The following is a 15,215-nucleotide window of genomic DNA, read 5'->3' as shown; positions in this document are numbered from 1 at the left end:
CCGGGTGAACACAGACATCGGTCCGGTTATCTCAAGCGGTAAGCCGCCTCGCTCCAGCGGAGCTCGTTCTTCAGGCGCTGCACGGACGTATCTTTATCGATGACCACGGCTTCGATGCCGGCCATTTCGGCGAAGTCCGTCAGGTTCTCGGCCGTCATGGCATAGGACAGCACCGTGTGATGCGCGCCGCCGGCAAGGATCCAGGCTTCAGCCGATTCGCGGAGCGACGGCTGCGGCTTCCACAGCACGCGGGCCACCGGAAGCTTCGGCATCGGCTTGTCGACCTTCACGCCGTCCACGACGTTCACCAGAAGGCGGAAGCGGTGTCCAAGGTCGACGAGGGAAGCGTTGACCGCCGGACCGTCCTGGCCGTCGAACACGATGCGGGCCGGATCCTCTTTGCCGCCGATGCCGAGCGGATGCACTTCAATCGTCGGCTTCGTGGCCGCGATCGTCGGACATACCTCGAGCATGTGCGCTCCGAGAATCATGTGGTTGCCCGGCTCGAAATGGTACGTGTAATCCTCCATGAACGAGGTGCTCTTGTTGTTTGCAAGAACCTTAAGGACGCGGGTCAGTGCAGCCGTCTTCCAGTCGCCTTCGCCGCCGAAGCCGTATCCGGATTCCATCAGCCGCTGCACGGCAAGACCCGGAAGCTGCCGGAGTCCGTGAAGATCTTCGAACGTCGTCGTGAAGGCCCCGAATCCGCCTTCCTCCAGGAAGCGGCGCATGGCGATTTCGATCCGCGCCTGATAGGCGATGGCGTCGCGCACCGGACCGGCGGACAAGCCCGCCTGCGTAATGCTGTACTGTTCTGCATACTCTTTCAGGAGCGTCTCTACTTCGCTGTCCTGCACTTCGTTCAGCACCTGGACCAAATCACCGACGCCGTAGCCGTTGACCGACCAGCCGAACTGAATTTGTGCTTCAACCTTGTCGCCTTCCGTAACGGCTACTTCGCGCATGTTGTCGCCAAAGCGCGCTACCTTCAGGCTGCGGCTCTCCGCATAGGCTGCCGCCGTACGCATCCACCCGCCGATACTGCGGCGCACGTCTCCGTCTTCCCAGTGGCCGACGACCACCTTACGGGCGATGCCCAGTCTGGCTCCGATATGACCGTACTCGCGGTCGCCATGGGCAGCCTGGTTAAGGTTCATAAAGTCCATGTCGATCGTTTCCCACGGGATGTCGCGGTTAAACTGCGTATGCAGGTGAAGCAGCGGCTTCTGGAGCTGCGTCAGGCCGCGGATCCACATTTTCGCCGGGGAGAACGTATGCATCCACGTAATAATGCCGGCACAGGATTCGTCACTGTTCGCCTCAACGATTAGCTGGTAAATCTCGTCGGACGTCTTCACGATCGGTTTAAAAACGACCGGATACGGAATCGCAGCTGTATCCTGTCCGAGCTGCTCTGCGATGATCCGGGAATGATCGGCTACCTGTTCCAGCGTTTCGGGTCCGTATAAGTGCTGGCTGCCGGTTACAAACCAAAATGAATGCGGTTTCAATTTCATGATTATAGCCTCCCATGTTTCGGTTTCGTCCACTTGCTGTGCGTAAACTGATATTTTTACTTGTACATACTTATATATAGTAATACACAATTTATCAGAACATGTACGTACAAGTTGTATGGGTACATTGTATCCCCGCCATGTGAAAAAGGCAAGAACAATTTTGCCTGATTTGTGCTGTTGACTTGGTAGGAAAAAAGGAGCATAATCGGTTTGAAAATAAGTTAGTGAGTACTTACTTTTAAAATTTTGTTTGCTGCTGGGATATCTTATATCGGCTGGCGGGCGATCTTGGCGGCAATCCACGCGGGCCTTCTCCACCTTGGGCTTTGCGTATGAATGGATAACCCGAAGACGACAATAATCACATCTAAGAAAAGGAGCAATGCATCATGAATTTCAAACATATTACGGTCGCCGGCAGCGGCGTGCTGGGCAGCCAAATTGCTTTTCAGACCGCCTTCAAGGGCTTTGAAGTCACCGTATACGACATTAACGATGAGGCACTGGACCGGGCCAAAAGCCGGATCCACGATCTGATGCCTCATTATCAGAGCGATCTTGGCGCCTCGGAGGAAGAACTTACCGCGGCTCTTAGCCGCCTCTCCTTCAACAACGACCTGGCCCAAGCGGTTGCACAGGCCGATCTGGTGATCGAAGCGATCCCCGAAGTGGTGCAGATCAAAACCGATTTTTACCAGGAGCTGGGCAAGGTTGCACCGGAACGGACCGTATTTGCCACGAACTCTTCCACCCTGCTGCCGAGCCAGTTCGCCGACGCAACCGGGCGGCCGGAGAAGTTTTTGGCGCTCCATTTTGCCAATGAAATCTGGAAAAACAACACCGGCGAAATCATGAAGCATCCCGGCACGGACACGACGGTGTTCAACGACGTCATCGAATTCGCCAAAGCGATCGGCATGGTGGCCCTGCCGCTGCATAAGGAGCAGCCCGGCTACATCCTGAACTCCCTGCTGGTCCCGCTGCTGGAAGCCGCTCAGCTGCTGCTGGTCAAAGAAGTGGCCGACCCGGAAACGATCGACAAAACATGGATGGTGGCAACCGGCGCTCCGATGGGGCCGTTCGCCATCCTGGACGTGGTGGGCATCAACACCGCCTACAATATCGGCCTGGCCAAAGCCAAGGCGACCGGCGACCCGGAATTCGAAAAGATCGCGAATCTCCTGAAATCCGAATACCTCGATAAAGGCAAGATTGGCCGCGCCGCCGGCGAGGGCTTCTACAAATATCCGAATCCGAGCTTTGCGGAGCCTGGATTTTTAAAAAGTTAACCTGATATAATCGTCTAAACAGGCATACAAAAAGACCAGCTTACATGCTGGTCTTCTTTGTCACTTCTATTATAATTTTAAATACACGGACACCCTTTTCACGAAACTGAAGGAGATCGATATGAACAAAGGCGAACAGACCAAGCAGCGGATCATCCAGCAGGCAAGAACGCTTTTCTCTACATCCGGCTATGACGCCACGAAGACGAGTGAAATCGCCAAAGCCTGCGGCATTTCCGAAGCGGCCATGTATAAATATTTCAACAGTAAAATGGAACTGCTCAAAGCGTGCGTTGTTACAGCCGAGCCCGATGAAGAAACTACGGCGCACACAGATTTGAGCCAGAGCACAAACGAAGAGCTGATCGACCGTTACGTGAATAAACGGATCACGATGATCGAACGCAACCATGAGCAGTACAGCATTCTTTTTGCCGAATCCTCGCGTTACCCCGAGCTTTCCCAGTACTTTGACCAATCCTTGTACCGGCAAAGCGCCGAAATCAAGGAGATCAAGCGGCGGATCGAGGAAGGAAGCATGAACGGGATCCAAGAAATTTTCACATTGGAGCTGGGCCTGACGGCCGGCATTTGCTCCATTCTCCAGCATGACCAAATGAATCAGGGCGCACTGCTGCAGAACCTTTCCGAGTTCCGGAGCGAAATGACCCGGTTTATGAAATACGGTTTGATCGGCAGGCCATGACTTTTTATTAAAAAGCGGTTACTTAAAATGTGCTCAGCCGCGACCGGCCGAAGTCAACCGCACCCCTATATTCCACGGATCCCTGACGAGAAAGGCGCCTTCTTCCTGCTCTTCCGCAGCCATTCCCGCTTCACGGACCTGCTGGACGAGCTCCTCCACCTCACGCGCCCCCGGCAGCACGATCGTCATATAATCGATGCCGGTGCCATTGGCCGGTACCGGCGGCGCCCCGGCGCCTGCCCAAATATTCAGGCCGACATGGTGATGGTAACCTCCGGCCGAGATGAACAGTGCGCGCATCCGCGCATAATCGCCGACTACGTCAAACCCCAGTATATCGCAGTAGAAACGCTTCGCTTCGGGCAGGCTTCCGACATGGAAGTGAACATGCCCGATCACCGTTCCCGCAGGCAGCCCCTGCCATTCCAGCCCGGCCGACTGCTCCAGCAGGCCGCGAAGGTCCACCGCTTCGGTGACCATAACGTAATTCCCGTTCGGCTCCTTGCGCCACGTATCTCTTGGACGGTCTGCATAGACCTCGATCCCGTTCTGATCCGGATCGCTCAAATAGATCGCTTCACTGACCGCGTGGTCCCCTTGGCCAAACGGCGTGTCGGTCTGGATGAAATGGCGGACGACCGTTCCGAGATGTTCCCGGCTCGGCAGCAGGATCGCAAAATGGTACAGTCCCGCATGCGAACGCTCCGGCACGATGACGGCGTCTTCCAGCTCCTCGAGGATCAGAATCGGGCTTGCGGATCCTCTGGGTCCCAGCTCTGCCGTACTCCCCTCTCTTTTCAACACTTCCAGTCCGATAATTTCTGTATAAAAGGCGATGGAACGGTCCATCCGGCTGATCTTGATTTTAACCGGTCCAAGCTTCATTTCAGGATGCATGTCGGCACTCCCCTAACTTTTATTTAATTACTTTTTGTAAGTAAGTATATTTTTATAATGAGTTCTTGTCAAGCAGAAGGTTTGCAGCGAGGATCGGATGAGCGGTTGAAAAATTTTAGAAGAAACCATCCAGCTCCCTATCCGTATACATTAGAAATATGGCATGACAAGGAGGAATCGAGATGAAGTGTCCGATATGTGAAGACTCCCGCATGAAGGAAGTGGAGAAAGACGGGATTCTGATCGACATTTGCCCGACATGCAAAGGCGTGTGGCTGGACCGCGGAGAGCTGGACAAGCTGATGTCCGACGTGCGTGAAGTCCGCGGAGACTATAATGAATGGTATTACGGAGATGCTGACCGAAACCAGAGGCCAAGGGACAGCTACCCTTCAGGCCAGCCCTATCCACCGCAGCAGCAGTCCTATGACAAATATGACAAGCATGGCCATTCCTCTTACCCGCATCATAAGAAAAAGAAAAAAAGCGTGCTTGACGTGTTCGGGGACTTGTTCGATTAACGCCCGTCCATGCAAAAACCCCTGGCTCCGTGCGGAGCCGGGGGTTTCGTTATGTTCTGCCTCTTATTCGTCTTCTTTGAAAACCGGACGAAGCCGGATGGAAAACTCGAATTCCCGCTCATCGAGCCGGTACTTCTCCAGCAGCTCTGGACCGCAGGAATTGGAACCGACACCGCTCATTTTGTAGTCAAGATGAACGATTGTCTCCTTCCGCTTGACCAGCTGGTGCAGGTGGGCGGCTTCCTCCAGGTCTTCCGGTGAGTAATGAGAGGCGTTAAACGAAAACGGCGCATTTCCGTGGAAAGCAAGCCCCATGCCCCGTTCGCTTGTCACCGTCGCCCACTCCGTCCCGTAGCGGGAGCCGTTCTCCTGCGGCATAATGTACGGCTCGAACATGTCGTCGACGCGAAGAAGGTATTTGCCGACCCGTACGCTTTGGCGCTTGTCAACATAGCTCGCATGCGGACCCAGACCGAAATACTCAACCTCCTCGGTGCCGGCCGGCATGACGGCCTTCAGCCCGAAGCGGGGCAGAAACGGCAGCCCCTCCCGAAGCTTGACACTCGTGGCCAGCGCGATTTCTCCGGAACCGTCCACCCGCCAAACGGCCTGTCCATGAAGGACAGGATGCTTCATGTAGCCGCCGAGCGAAAAATCAACGGTCATCTCGATCGCATCGTCTTGCGGCTCACTGACCCGGACCTGGTATAATTTCGTGCCTGCCCGGTGATAACCCGCATCCTTCCATTGACGCTGGACGTTGCGGTCATTGTCCGTCGGCGCCCGCCAGATGCTAAAGGATAGCGGCGCTGCGAGCATATCCACCCCCTGCTTGGAGATGCGGACGAAGGTTCCCAGGTTCCGGTCGAACACATGGCGGAAATCCATCCCCGTCACGATCAGCTGCGCCCCGTCCTCCGCGACGTGCACGGGACGTGCGCGCAGAGCCGTCAGCCACCCTTGCTCCGGCTGGACTGCAGAATCCTCCGCCGCCATCTCAAACTGGGCGAACGCGATTTCCTCCCCACGGTCGGCCCAATCCGTGGATTCACAGAGCGAGGCGGTGAGCGTCAGGAAGCAGCGGCCGTCGGGAAAAGCCTTTTGGAACGGAATGATGACCGTCACGCTCTCCTGCGGGCCCGCCTGGATCGTCCCGAGGCTTCCCTGTTCCACAATTTCTCCGCAGCGCTCCAGCGTCCAGTCGAAGGTCAGATGCGACAGGTCAGAAAAATCATAAAGATTCGTAATGATCAGCGTGCCGCGGGATAAATCCTCAGCTTCCATGCGAACCGGTGCAATGACCTGCTTGAGCTCCAGCAGTCCGGCATGCGGAACCCGGTCCGGCGACACGAGGCCGTCGATACAGAAGTTGCCGTCGTTCGGATGGTCCCCGAAGTCCCCGCCGTATCCAAAATATTTGCGCCCGTCCGGCGTCTTGGTGCGTATACCGTGGTCATTCCATTCCCACACGCAGCCGCCCATCAAATTCGGGTACGCGTAGAACAAATCCCAATACTCTTTCAGATCGCCGGGCCCGTTGCCCATGGCATGGCTGTATTCGCACAGGAACAGCGGCTTCGCGTGATCCGGATTTTGTCCGTAGCTCTCCACGTATTCCAGCGTCGGATACATCTCGCTTTCGATGTCGAGCGCCTCGGTATCGGCATCGCCGTGGTAACGCCGGGAGGCGCCTTCATAATGGACCAGCCTGCTGTCGTCGCGCTTGCGGGTCCATTCGGCCATGGCGATATGATTGCGGCCGTATCCCGATTCGTTGCCCATGGACCAGATGATGACGCAAGGATGGTTTTTGTCGCGCTCCACCAGCCGGATGGCCCGGTCCACAAATGCCTTTTCCCAATCAGGATCGCGGGTCAGCTGATGGAAATCGCCGGATACGGCCAGCCCGTGGCACTCCAGATCAGCCTCGTCGACCACGTAGAAGCCCATCCGGTCGCACAGCTCCAAAAACCGCGGATCGTTCGGATAGTGGGAGGTCCGGACCGTATTGACGTTATGCCTTTTCATCAGCTTCAAGTCCCGGATCATGTGGTTCAGCGGCACCGTCTGTCCCAAATCCGGGTGGGAGTCGTGACGGTTCACGCCCTTCAGCTTGACAGCTTGGCCGTTGATCCGGAATACGCTGTCAACGATGTCAATCCGGCGGAATCCGACCGGAAAACGGAGTACTTCCCTTCCGTCCTGCACAAACAGCTCATACAGATATGGCTGTTCCGCGTTCCACAGCACCGGATTTTCGATATCCAGCGTGATGACGCTCCGCCCGTCTGCCCGCACCGCCCCTTTGGCGACGGTCGTCCCTTCCGCATCCTGCAGCAGCGCCAGCGCATCCAGGGGGCCGGTCGTCTCCAGCTCACACAGCAGCTTCGCTGAGGAGTGATCCGGCGAAATGTCCTGTTTGATAAATATGTCGCGGACATGGGCCTCATCCCGGGCTAGCAGATATACATCCCGGAAAATCCCGGAGAAACGCCATAGGTCCTGGTCTTCCAAATAAGTGCCGTCGCACCATTTCAGTACCATGACGGCGATGCGGTTCGTACCCGGCCGGATCAGTCCGGAAACGTTAAACTCGGCCGGAATCCGGCTGCCTTGGCTGTATCCGGCGAACTGCCCGTTGATCCACAGGTAGAAGCAGGAATTGACCCCTTCGAACATGGTATAGACCTGCTTGCCCGTCCAGTCTTCGCGCACCGTAAACTCTCTGACGTAGAGCCCCGCCGGATTCGCATCCGGGACATATGGCGGATCTACCGGGATCGGATAATTGACATTCGTATAATGGAGCTGGTCGTAGCCTTCGGTCTGCCAGCATGACGGGACGACAAGCTCATCCCATGACGAGGCATCGTAAGCGTCTTCATAAAACGGATCCGTCACGTCCTGGACGCTTTCGTGGTACCTGAATTTCCAGGCCCCATTCAAGGTTTGGAACAAAGGGGATCTCGAGCGCTTGCCGGAACGCGCCGAAGCGGCATCGCCATAAGGAATGTAATAGGATCTCGGCTCCTCGCGGTGAATATGAAGGACACTTGTGTCTTCCCAAACCCGGTCAAGCTTTATCATTCGGATCATCTCCTTAATTTACGGTTATATATCGATAATGCAATATCGTTAGTTCAATAGAATCCGCTGATGCGCATCAAGTGCGGATATGGGACAGTACGGCCGCCTGCTTCCGGCCGGCGATAAGCCGCTCCCCGTCCGTAAAGCCTTCCTCCCGCCCTTCCAGCTCACGGATGAGAATGGAACGCCAATGATCGATCCGTTCCCGGCAGGCTTCGTCGGAAATGGCGTTGTGCAGCTCCATGGGGTCTTCCGCCAGGTTAAAAAACTGCTCTTCGCCGGTTTGCGGATACCAGATGAACTTCTCGGTCCCGTCCGTGACCCATTGGGTAGACTGATGACCGTAGGCATGCTCCCCATGCAGATGGCTCCGCCATACCGACGATGCTGTATCCGATTCGTTCCTGGCCGCTGCCAGCCTCCAGATGCTGTTCCCTTCCACGCTTTCCGGGATCTGAACCCCGGCTGCATCAAGCAGCGACGGCATGATGTCACGCAGCTCGACGACCTCATCGGCCACGGTGCCCTGCTTGAGATGGAGCCGGCCGCCAGGGTCGTTCACGATCAACGGCACGTGGGCACTTCCTTCATAGGGCAGCGCCTTCCGGAACAAGTGATGGTCGCCAAGCAGCTCCCCATGATCCGAGGTAAACATGATCACCGTGTTATGGAGCTCTCCGTACTCGTTCAGCGCCTGCAGGAACCGGCCGATTTGGTGGTCCAGATGGGTGATCAGCGCATAATAGGCGGCCATCGCCCGGCGCAGCCTCCGTTTGGGGACGAGCCCCTTGCCCGTAGTCGGCGCCAAACCTTCCAGGGCAGGGTCATCCCCATTCGCCCAGTCACCGACCGGCGGATCCGGAATATCCGCATCTTCGTACAGGTCCAGATACGCCTGCGGCGGATCGAACGGCGGATGCGGACGGACGAAGGACATCCATAGAAAGAACGGCTTGCCCGGGTCTCTGCGGCGCAGAAAGTCGATCGACTGGGTCACAACCCAGTTCGTCGGATGCTTCATTTCGTCCAAATGCCATGGACGTGCGACGGTCGATGCGTTGCAGTCCAGGCCCGTGTCGATCAAATCGGCGCCGGGCACCCTTTCCCGGAGCCACTGCAGGTAATCGTCCACCTGATCGTAATGCTCCTGCATCGCGATGCCGTGAAAATTGCGGTTGTGATGCAGGTAACCGTCATGCAGCACCACGTTGTGAAAGCCCATCAGGTTTCGGGCGGGATACACATGCATTTTACCGATGCACTGTGTATGGTATCCCGCTTTGGCCAGCTCCCCCGGCAGTGTGACCGGATAATTCCACGGTACCCGGTCCTGATATCCAACGCGTCCGTGCGTCCGCTGAGACTGGCCCGTAAAGATGGCCGCCCGCGCCGGCACGCAGGTCGGGGTTGCCGAATAGGCGCGGCTGAACCTCACGCCGGTCCGGGCAAGCTCGTCCAGATTCGGCGTTTCCACGACGGGGTGCCCGGCGATGCTGAGGCAGTCGAATCGCATCTGGTCCACGGTAATCAGCAGCACGTTGGGCCTGCCTTGCTCTTCGTTCCTATTCATCGGCTCTCCTCCTTGAATCCAGCGGATATGGTCGTTAACCCTGAGAGAATCCTTGAAAATGCCTGTTCCCCCTTATTAAACCCTTCACGTGATGAAAAGTAAATGAAATTATTCGTTTTTTCGTGCAGATTACCCCGATGGGAAAACGATGAAAACGGATTACTCTGATTACTTTATTTCAAAAAGAAATTAAGATCGGTATAATGGGGGGGATAACACCTCACAGATGAAGGTGCAGTCCGGTTGCCACTTGCTGGGGCCATGTGTATGATAATCTTGAAGCAGCCTGTACGTATCATTGTAGAAAAACCATTGCCAGCAGAGCCCCTTCCGGCGTTTGCCGCCGGATCATATAGTGGGGCAACAGCCGCTGGCCTTAACGGTTCAGAATAGTGAGGATAACGACGATATGCAAGATTTTAAGGAAGAGAAATGGAATGTAAAAGAACGCATTCCCTCACCGAAAGCCAAGGAACTGTTCTATGATATCCGGCGCAAGCAGGAGATTTCCAAGAGCGACCTGCTGGCGTCAAGCGGGCTGACGATCAGTACGCTGACCCGCGTCCTCGACGAGCTTGTCTCCATCGGTGTCATTAGCGAGAGCGGCCTCGGCGCATCGACCGGGGGACGGCGTCCGATTCTGTACCAGGTCCGGGGCGAGTACGGCTATGCGTTTGGCCTGGATGTCTCCCGCGTCGTCTCCCGCCTCATTTTGCTCGATTTAGCCGGGCAGACGCTGGAAACCGCCGAGTGGGACATGACAGGCGACATGACGCCGGAGCGGCTCATCGGCGAGGTTGTCGGCCGAGCCCGGGAATGGATTGCCGCACACGGCATCCCGCTGGATCAAGTCATCGGCATGGGTATCGGCGCCGTCGGCCCGCTCGACCGCGAGGCGGGCATCATCGAGGAGCCGGAGTGGTTTGCCGCGCCGGGCTGGCAGCATGTCGAGATCGTGCGCCTGATCGAGGAGGCGCTGCACGTCCCGGTGCTGCTCGACAACGGCGCCAATGCCGCCATCGTCGCCGAAGCATGGGCGAACCGCGGCAAGGATTTCCGCCACATGCTGTACGTGCATGGCGGCACGGGCCTGCGGCTGTCCATGATGTCGGACAGCAAGCTGATCTATGGGGCAGCCGATATGGAAGGCTCGTTCGGGCAGATGATCATCCAGGCGGATGGCATCCCTTACCGAACCGCCAAAGGCAATCACGGCTGCCTCGATTCCTACGCGTCGGTCCATGCGATCGAGCGCGAGGTAAATTCCCGGCTGCGGATCGGCCGGAGCAGCCGGCTGCAGCAGATGCTGGAGCCGGGCGAGCCGGCCCGCTTCAGCCACATCATGCAGGCGCTGAAGCAGATGGATCCGATGGTCACGGAAGTCGTGACCCAGGCGGCAACGTACTTCGGCATCGGCCTGGCCAATCTGCTGAACATTTTGTATCCCGAGAAGGTCGTTCTCGGCGGACCGCTGATGACGGATTCGAACCTGTTCTTCTATACGGCGACCCAGACCGCCATCCGCAAAACGTACCATTACCCGAAATACCAGGTCATTTTCAGCAAAGGCAGCTATGGCGAAGAAGCGATCGCCGTCGGGGCGGCGCTCCTGATGCTGGAGCAACTGACCTGCTGAACTATGCGGCCGTGAAGCCTTCAGGGCCCGTCGCGTGCTCATAGCTTTTTTTTGGGGGCCGCTTTGCCCTCAAAGCCTGTTGATACTCTCAGAGCCCGCTGCTGCCGCCGCCCTCCCCGAGGGCACACGGATGCCTGCTCAGCTATGAAGCCAGCCGGGCTTGAGCTGTTGCCAGCATGCGGGCGGACACGGATTAAATCCGAACGGACACAAAACACGAAAGAAAGAACATCCTCCTACCAGGAAAGGAGCAAGGACCGAAAATGACCCAAGAGACCTCCTCCACCGTTCCAACGTCGGGAAATGCCGGAAAGGCCGAAACCTCCTCCTGCTGCTGTTCTGCCGGGCGTGAAGCCGCTTTGCAGGCTCCTGCCTGCGGAACGCCTGCTGCCGGACACTTAAACGCGCCTGAAGCAGAGGATTTTCACGAAGGGGAAACAGGGGCCGCAAGCAGCCTTCCACAGCTTCAAGGTTCCGGCAGGGCAGAGACCGGCACGGAATCGGACACACCGGCGGCAGCATCGGCTGATCCCAAAGAAGATTCGCCGGCTCATACCGGCTCTGCAACCGAACGTTTCCACAGCTCAGCCGCCCAGCAAGAGCCAAGCCTGGCGGAACATTCGGCTCGGCCCGATCCTTCCCAATGGCCGATCATCCCCGAGGGTACCTATATCCTCGGCACCGATGACGGGGAAGGATTCGCCTCGGACGCCGAGGGGCCTGCACGGCCGGTGTACATTCCGGCGTTCCGCATATCGCCTTATGCCGTCACGAATGCCGAGTTCGCCGCTTTCGTCCAGGCGACCGGCTACGTCACCGAAGCCGAGAAATTCGGCTGGTCGTACGTTTTCCAGCTGCTGATCCCGGATCCCCAGCAGGTGAAGATCGTCGGCTCTCCGGAGCGGACGCCATGGTGGCTCGGCGTCGAAGGCGCCACCTGGCGGGAGCCGGAAGGCCCCGGCAGCGGCATCGGTGACCGGATGGACCATCCCGTGGTCCACGTCTCCTGGAATGACGCTGCCGCTTACTGCGCCTGGGCCGGCGTTCGGCTGCCCAATGAAGTGGAGTGGGAAGCCGCGGCCCGCGGCGGCCTGGAGCGCAAGCGTTACCCATGGGGCGACGTGCTGCGCCCCGGCGGCGAACACCGCTGCAACATTTGGCAGGGCGTATTCCCTACCAAAAACCATGCCAGCGACGGTTACCTCGGCACCGCCCCCGTTGACGCCTATCTTCCGAACGGATACGGGCTGTACAACATGTCGGGCAACGTATGGGAATGGTGCGGCGACTGGTTTACGTCCGACCCGGCACAGCGCGGCTCTTCGGACCGGCCGGAAGGGCCTGCCCAGGGAAACGCCCGCCTCATGAAGGGCGGATCGTACTTATGCCATCAATCCTACTGCAACCGGTACCGCGTCGCTGCGCGCAGCGGCAACACGCCGGACAGTTCTACAGGCAACATCGGTTTCCGCGTGGCCGCGGATCTGTAAGGACAAGCCCAAAAAAGCACCGCTCCTCATACGAGCGGTGCTTTTTTGGCGCTAGCTTATTTGGCTTCCTACGATCTGACGCCAGGCTGCGTTCCCAGACACGCTTCGCAATCACCGCTCGGCATTATGTGTTTCGAAACAGAGTGAAACGGACTAGCGTTTATTATGCTAGTCCGTTTCTGTTTGTTCTTGATTATTCATTTTGAGCTGTTTTCGCTTAACATGGGCTACTCCCCATTGATGCAGCGATTCCAAAATCGGCGACAGGCTCTTGCCGTATTCCGTGATGGAGTATTCCACTTTCGGCGGGACTTGCGGATATACGACTCGTTTAACGATCTCCTCTTCCTCCAATTCGCGCAGATGGAGCGTAAGCATTCTTTGCGTGATATCGGGCAGCAATCTTCTGAGCTCATTGAACCGCAAAGGCTTGCCTTGAAGCAAATGATAAAGGATAATCGGCTTCCATTTGCCGACGATCGATTCCAGCGCAACGACGAATTGACATTGGGGAGGGTTCTTTTGCATAGGCCCACCTCCGTTTACGGTACCTTTTTTGTTACTATACCACATTATTGTGCCTACTTACCATAAGTAAGCTAGTATTATATGATCAGCATTGTAAGTGTTCTTAATATCATTACAGAAGGGAAGTTTGAAGCATGGCAACTGTACTGTACATCACTGCACATCCCCTTAATCCGGAGGAATCTTATAGCCTTGCGGTGGGCAAACAATTTATTGAAGCGTACCGGGAAGCAAATCCAACTGACGAAGTTGCTCATTTGGATCTGTATAAAGAAAACATTCCGCACATCGATGCTGATGTTTTAAGGGGGTGGGGAAAGCTTCGGTCGGGTTCGTCTTTGGATCAGCTGTCCGAAGCTGAAAAATCAAAAGTGGCTCGTCTTGAGGAAATTCTTAATCAATTTATGGCAGCCGATAAGTACGTTTTTGTGTCCCCGATGTGGAATTTTATGGTCCCGCCGGTTTTGAAAGCATACACGGATGCGACCTCCATTCCGGGCAAAACTTTCAAGTATACCGAAAAGGGTCCTATAGGTCTGCTGCCCGGCAAGAAAGCCTTGCACATTCAAGCCAGTGGTTCCGTTTATTCTGAGGGACCTTTAGCTCCAATAGAAATGGGATACAGCTATATGAAAACGATTTTGCAGTTCTATGGGATTGAAACTGAAGCTATTTTTGTTGAAGGAACGGCCGTATCAGAGAGGGCTCCTTTTATAAAAGAAAAAGCGATTGCACAGGCTAAGGAAGCTGCCAAACGTTTCTAACTTGAGAGGCGCCATCGTTCTCGAACTGAAATCCGCAAAAATGAATCCCCCGGAAGTGAAACCCATCTTCACTTTTGGATAAGGGTAAGCTCCAATCTCCCTAGGAAATCAAGCCGCATCATTTCCTGAATGATAAGAAAAACGTCTATCGACGTACTTTCAAAAAAGACAGACCGCGTCCAGAGGAAGTTTTTCTTGCGAGATCAGGAAGCAGAAGCTCCGAAACTTATACTTTCTTATCTCTAAAAAAGCCCGTTGAAGTTTCTCAACAGGCAGAAGGCACCGCTTCTTATGCGAAGCGGTGCTTTTTTAACCATGAAGCCGCATAATCCACGGCCGCCCTGACGGGCAGCAGCCGGCATTCCGCCATGCCTACCTTACCGACATCGGCATGTCCCTGCTCTTCAAAATCCTGCCCGAGCCGGTCAAAGTCATCGGAATCATAGGCATAGTCTTCGAACCATTTCCACGTTCTCATGCCGTCCTCCAGAATGGCAGCCCCCATTTTTTTCCGCGGCATTTCCTCGATCTGCGTCTCTGCCATATGAAAGGTCGTGCATGAGTCGTATCCGACCCCAAGCAGCAGCACCTTGGCATCCAGCCGGTACAGGGCCCCCAGCGGCGAATCCTGGCCGAACTGCGGCGTCAGCGTATGTACACCTGTAATTTCCGCCGCATGCGGCCCCCTGGCTGCAAACGATACCTGCGGATGGTACGAGCGTAGGGTTCCCGGCAGCGAGCGGAACTGCTCCGCGATTCTCCCCATCGCCCGGGTCGCCGTGTAATCCGGGTCAAACGCCGGCATATGCGCGTAAATTTCCTCCAGCCATGCGGATGGTACGGGCGGATTGGCCCATTCCGCCGGATCGGAATTCTGGCCGCTGTGGGCTGGCATCACCAGCGTCCCGGCACTGCCGAGCGCCTGCTGCAGCGCCAGAATGACGGCTTCCGCATCGCCGCACACCCAGCCGATTTTCGATAGCGAGGAATGCACCAGCAAAGTGTCACCCTCCCGGACGCCGAGACGGCCGAGATCCGCCCGGATCGACTCCACCGTGTTCAGCTTGGCCGAAGCGTCAATGATTTTTCTTTCTCCCATGTCAATCCACCTCCATTGTTCCATTGTGGCAAATTGGGGCGGCTTCGATCAAGTATGAGTTGAACATCGGGACCAAGCCATGCAAGCGGCCGTGCCATGAAGTAAACG

General features: G+C 56.4%; 12 protein-coding genes. 6 read left to right on the top strand and 6 right to left on the bottom strand.

Annotated features, from left to right (window positions below):
• Positions 1-26 precede the first annotated feature (26 nt).
• On the bottom strand, positions 27-1,517 hold the full coding sequence (gene araA / locus C7820_RS28840; RefSeq protein ID WP_116233994.1) for an L-arabinose isomerase: 1,491 nt from the start codon (positions 1,515-1,517) through the stop codon (positions 27-29).
• A gap of 392 nt (positions 1,518-1,909) precedes the next feature.
• Here araA and C7820_RS28835 point away from each other — a divergent pair, with 392 nt between their 5' ends.
• Together C7820_RS28835 and C7820_RS28830 are read left to right on the top strand one after the other, a co-directional pair.
• Positions 1,910-2,809 carry a 3-hydroxyacyl-CoA dehydrogenase gene (locus C7820_RS28835; RefSeq protein ID WP_116233993.1) on the top strand — a complete coding sequence of 300 codons (900 nt, stop codon included), beginning with the start codon at positions 1,910-1,912 and terminating at the stop codon, positions 2,807-2,809.
• A gap of 121 nt (positions 2,810-2,930) precedes the next feature.
• Complete coding sequence (locus C7820_RS28830) at positions 2,931-3,515, top strand: TetR/AcrR family transcriptional regulator (protein WP_116233992.1); 585 nt, start codon at positions 2,931-2,933, stop codon at positions 3,513-3,515.
• Positions 3,516-3,548: 33 nt separating this feature from the next.
• Here the strand turns inward: C7820_RS28830 and C7820_RS28825 are convergent, their stop codons facing one another.
• A complete protein-coding gene (locus C7820_RS28825; protein ID WP_116233991.1) occupies positions 3,549-4,412 on the bottom strand; it encodes a VOC family protein in 864 nt (287 codons plus the stop codon).
• Between the two features lie 182 nt (positions 4,413-4,594).
• Between C7820_RS28825 and C7820_RS28820 the strand changes: the two genes are divergently transcribed.
• Positions 4,595-4,933, top strand: coding sequence for a TFIIB-type zinc ribbon-containing protein (locus C7820_RS28820; protein WP_076173548.1), 339 nt, complete (start codon positions 4,595-4,597; stop codon positions 4,931-4,933).
• 63 nt (positions 4,934-4,996) lie between these two features.
• Here C7820_RS28820 and C7820_RS28815 read toward each other — a convergent pair whose 3' ends face one another.
• Together C7820_RS28815 and C7820_RS28810 are read right to left on the bottom strand one after the other, a co-directional pair.
• Complete coding sequence (locus C7820_RS28815; protein WP_116233990.1) at positions 4,997-8,020, bottom strand: glycoside hydrolase family 2 TIM barrel-domain containing protein; 3,024 nt, start codon at positions 8,018-8,020, stop codon at positions 4,997-4,999.
• 76 nt (positions 8,021-8,096) lie between these two features.
• On the bottom strand, positions 8,097-9,590 hold the full coding sequence (locus C7820_RS28810) for an arylsulfatase (protein WP_116233989.1): 1,494 nt from the start codon (positions 9,588-9,590) through the stop codon (positions 8,097-8,099).
• Between the two features lie 409 nt (positions 9,591-9,999).
• Here C7820_RS28810 and C7820_RS28805 point away from each other — a divergent pair, with 409 nt between their 5' ends.
• Both C7820_RS28805 and C7820_RS28800 read left to right on the top strand, forming a co-directional pair.
• Positions 10,000-11,226, top strand: coding sequence for an ROK family protein (locus C7820_RS28805; RefSeq protein WP_116233988.1), 1,227 nt, complete (start codon positions 10,000-10,002; stop codon positions 11,224-11,226).
• Between the two features lie 263 nt (positions 11,227-11,489).
• Positions 11,490-12,716, top strand: coding sequence for a formylglycine-generating enzyme family protein (locus tag C7820_RS28800; RefSeq protein WP_116233987.1), 1,227 nt, complete (start codon positions 11,490-11,492; stop codon positions 12,714-12,716).
• Positions 12,717-12,884: 168 nt separating this feature from the next.
• On the opposite strand, the gene C7820_RS28795 is transcribed toward C7820_RS28800, so the two are convergent.
• Positions 12,885-13,244 (bottom strand): winged helix-turn-helix transcriptional regulator, encoded by a 360-nt coding sequence (locus tag C7820_RS28795; RefSeq protein WP_116233986.1) that lies wholly within the window; start codon positions 13,242-13,244, stop codon positions 12,885-12,887.
• A 134-nt stretch (positions 13,245-13,378) separates the two neighbouring features.
• Between C7820_RS28795 and C7820_RS28790 the strand changes: the two genes are divergently transcribed.
• Positions 13,379-14,008, top strand: a complete 630-nt coding sequence (locus C7820_RS28790) for an FMN-dependent NADH-azoreductase (RefSeq protein ID WP_116233985.1) — start codon at positions 13,379-13,381, stop codon at positions 14,006-14,008.
• 289 nt (positions 14,009-14,297) lie between these two features.
• Here the strand turns inward: C7820_RS28790 and C7820_RS28785 are convergent, their stop codons facing one another.
• Positions 14,298-15,107: an AAC(3) family N-acetyltransferase gene (locus tag C7820_RS28785; protein WP_116233984.1), complete on the bottom strand. Its 810-nt coding sequence runs from the start codon at positions 15,105-15,107 to the stop codon at positions 14,298-14,300.
• Positions 15,108-15,215 lie beyond the last annotated feature (108 nt).

The organism is Paenibacillus sp. VMFN-D1 (assembly GCF_003386155.1).
GTDB lineage: Bacteria > Bacillota > Bacilli > Paenibacillales > Paenibacillaceae > Paenibacillus_AQ > Paenibacillus_AQ favisporus.
This window is presented reverse-complemented; position numbering and strand designations above follow the sequence as displayed.

Bases quoted from the DNA above. Each gene is read 5' to 3' on its own strand.
- araA (WP_116233994.1), bottom strand. From the start codon at position 1,517: ATGAAATTGAAACCGCATTCATTTTGGTTTGTAACCGGCAGCCAGCAC.
- C7820_RS28835 (WP_116233993.1), top strand. From the start codon at position 1,910: ATGAATTTCAAACATATTACGGTCGCCGGCAGCGGCGTGCTGGGCAGC.
- C7820_RS28830 (WP_116233992.1), top strand. From the start codon at position 2,931: ATGAACAAAGGCGAACAGACCAAGCAGCGGATCATCCAGCAGGCAAGA.
- C7820_RS28825 (WP_116233991.1), bottom strand. From the start codon at position 4,412: ATGCATCCTGAAATGAAGCTTGGACCGGTTAAAATCAAGATCAGCCGG.
- C7820_RS28820 (WP_076173548.1), top strand. From the start codon at position 4,595: ATGAAGTGTCCGATATGTGAAGACTCCCGCATGAAGGAAGTGGAGAAA.
- C7820_RS28815 (WP_116233990.1), bottom strand. From the start codon at position 8,020: ATGATAAAGCTTGACCGGGTTTGGGAAGACACAAGTGTCCTTCATATT.
- C7820_RS28810 (WP_116233989.1), bottom strand. From the start codon at position 9,590: ATGAATAGGAACGAAGAGCAAGGCAGGCCCAACGTGCTGCTGATTACC.
- C7820_RS28805 (WP_116233988.1), top strand. From the start codon at position 10,000: ATGCAAGATTTTAAGGAAGAGAAATGGAATGTAAAAGAACGCATTCCC.
- C7820_RS28800 (WP_116233987.1), top strand. From the start codon at position 11,490: ATGACCCAAGAGACCTCCTCCACCGTTCCAACGTCGGGAAATGCCGGA.
- C7820_RS28795 (WP_116233986.1), bottom strand. From the start codon at position 13,244: ATGCAAAAGAACCCTCCCCAATGTCAATTCGTCGTTGCGCTGGAATCG.
- C7820_RS28790 (WP_116233985.1), top strand. From the start codon at position 13,379: ATGGCAACTGTACTGTACATCACTGCACATCCCCTTAATCCGGAGGAA.
- C7820_RS28785 (WP_116233984.1), bottom strand. From the start codon at position 15,107: ATGGGAGAAAGAAAAATCATTGACGCTTCGGCCAAGCTGAACACGGTG.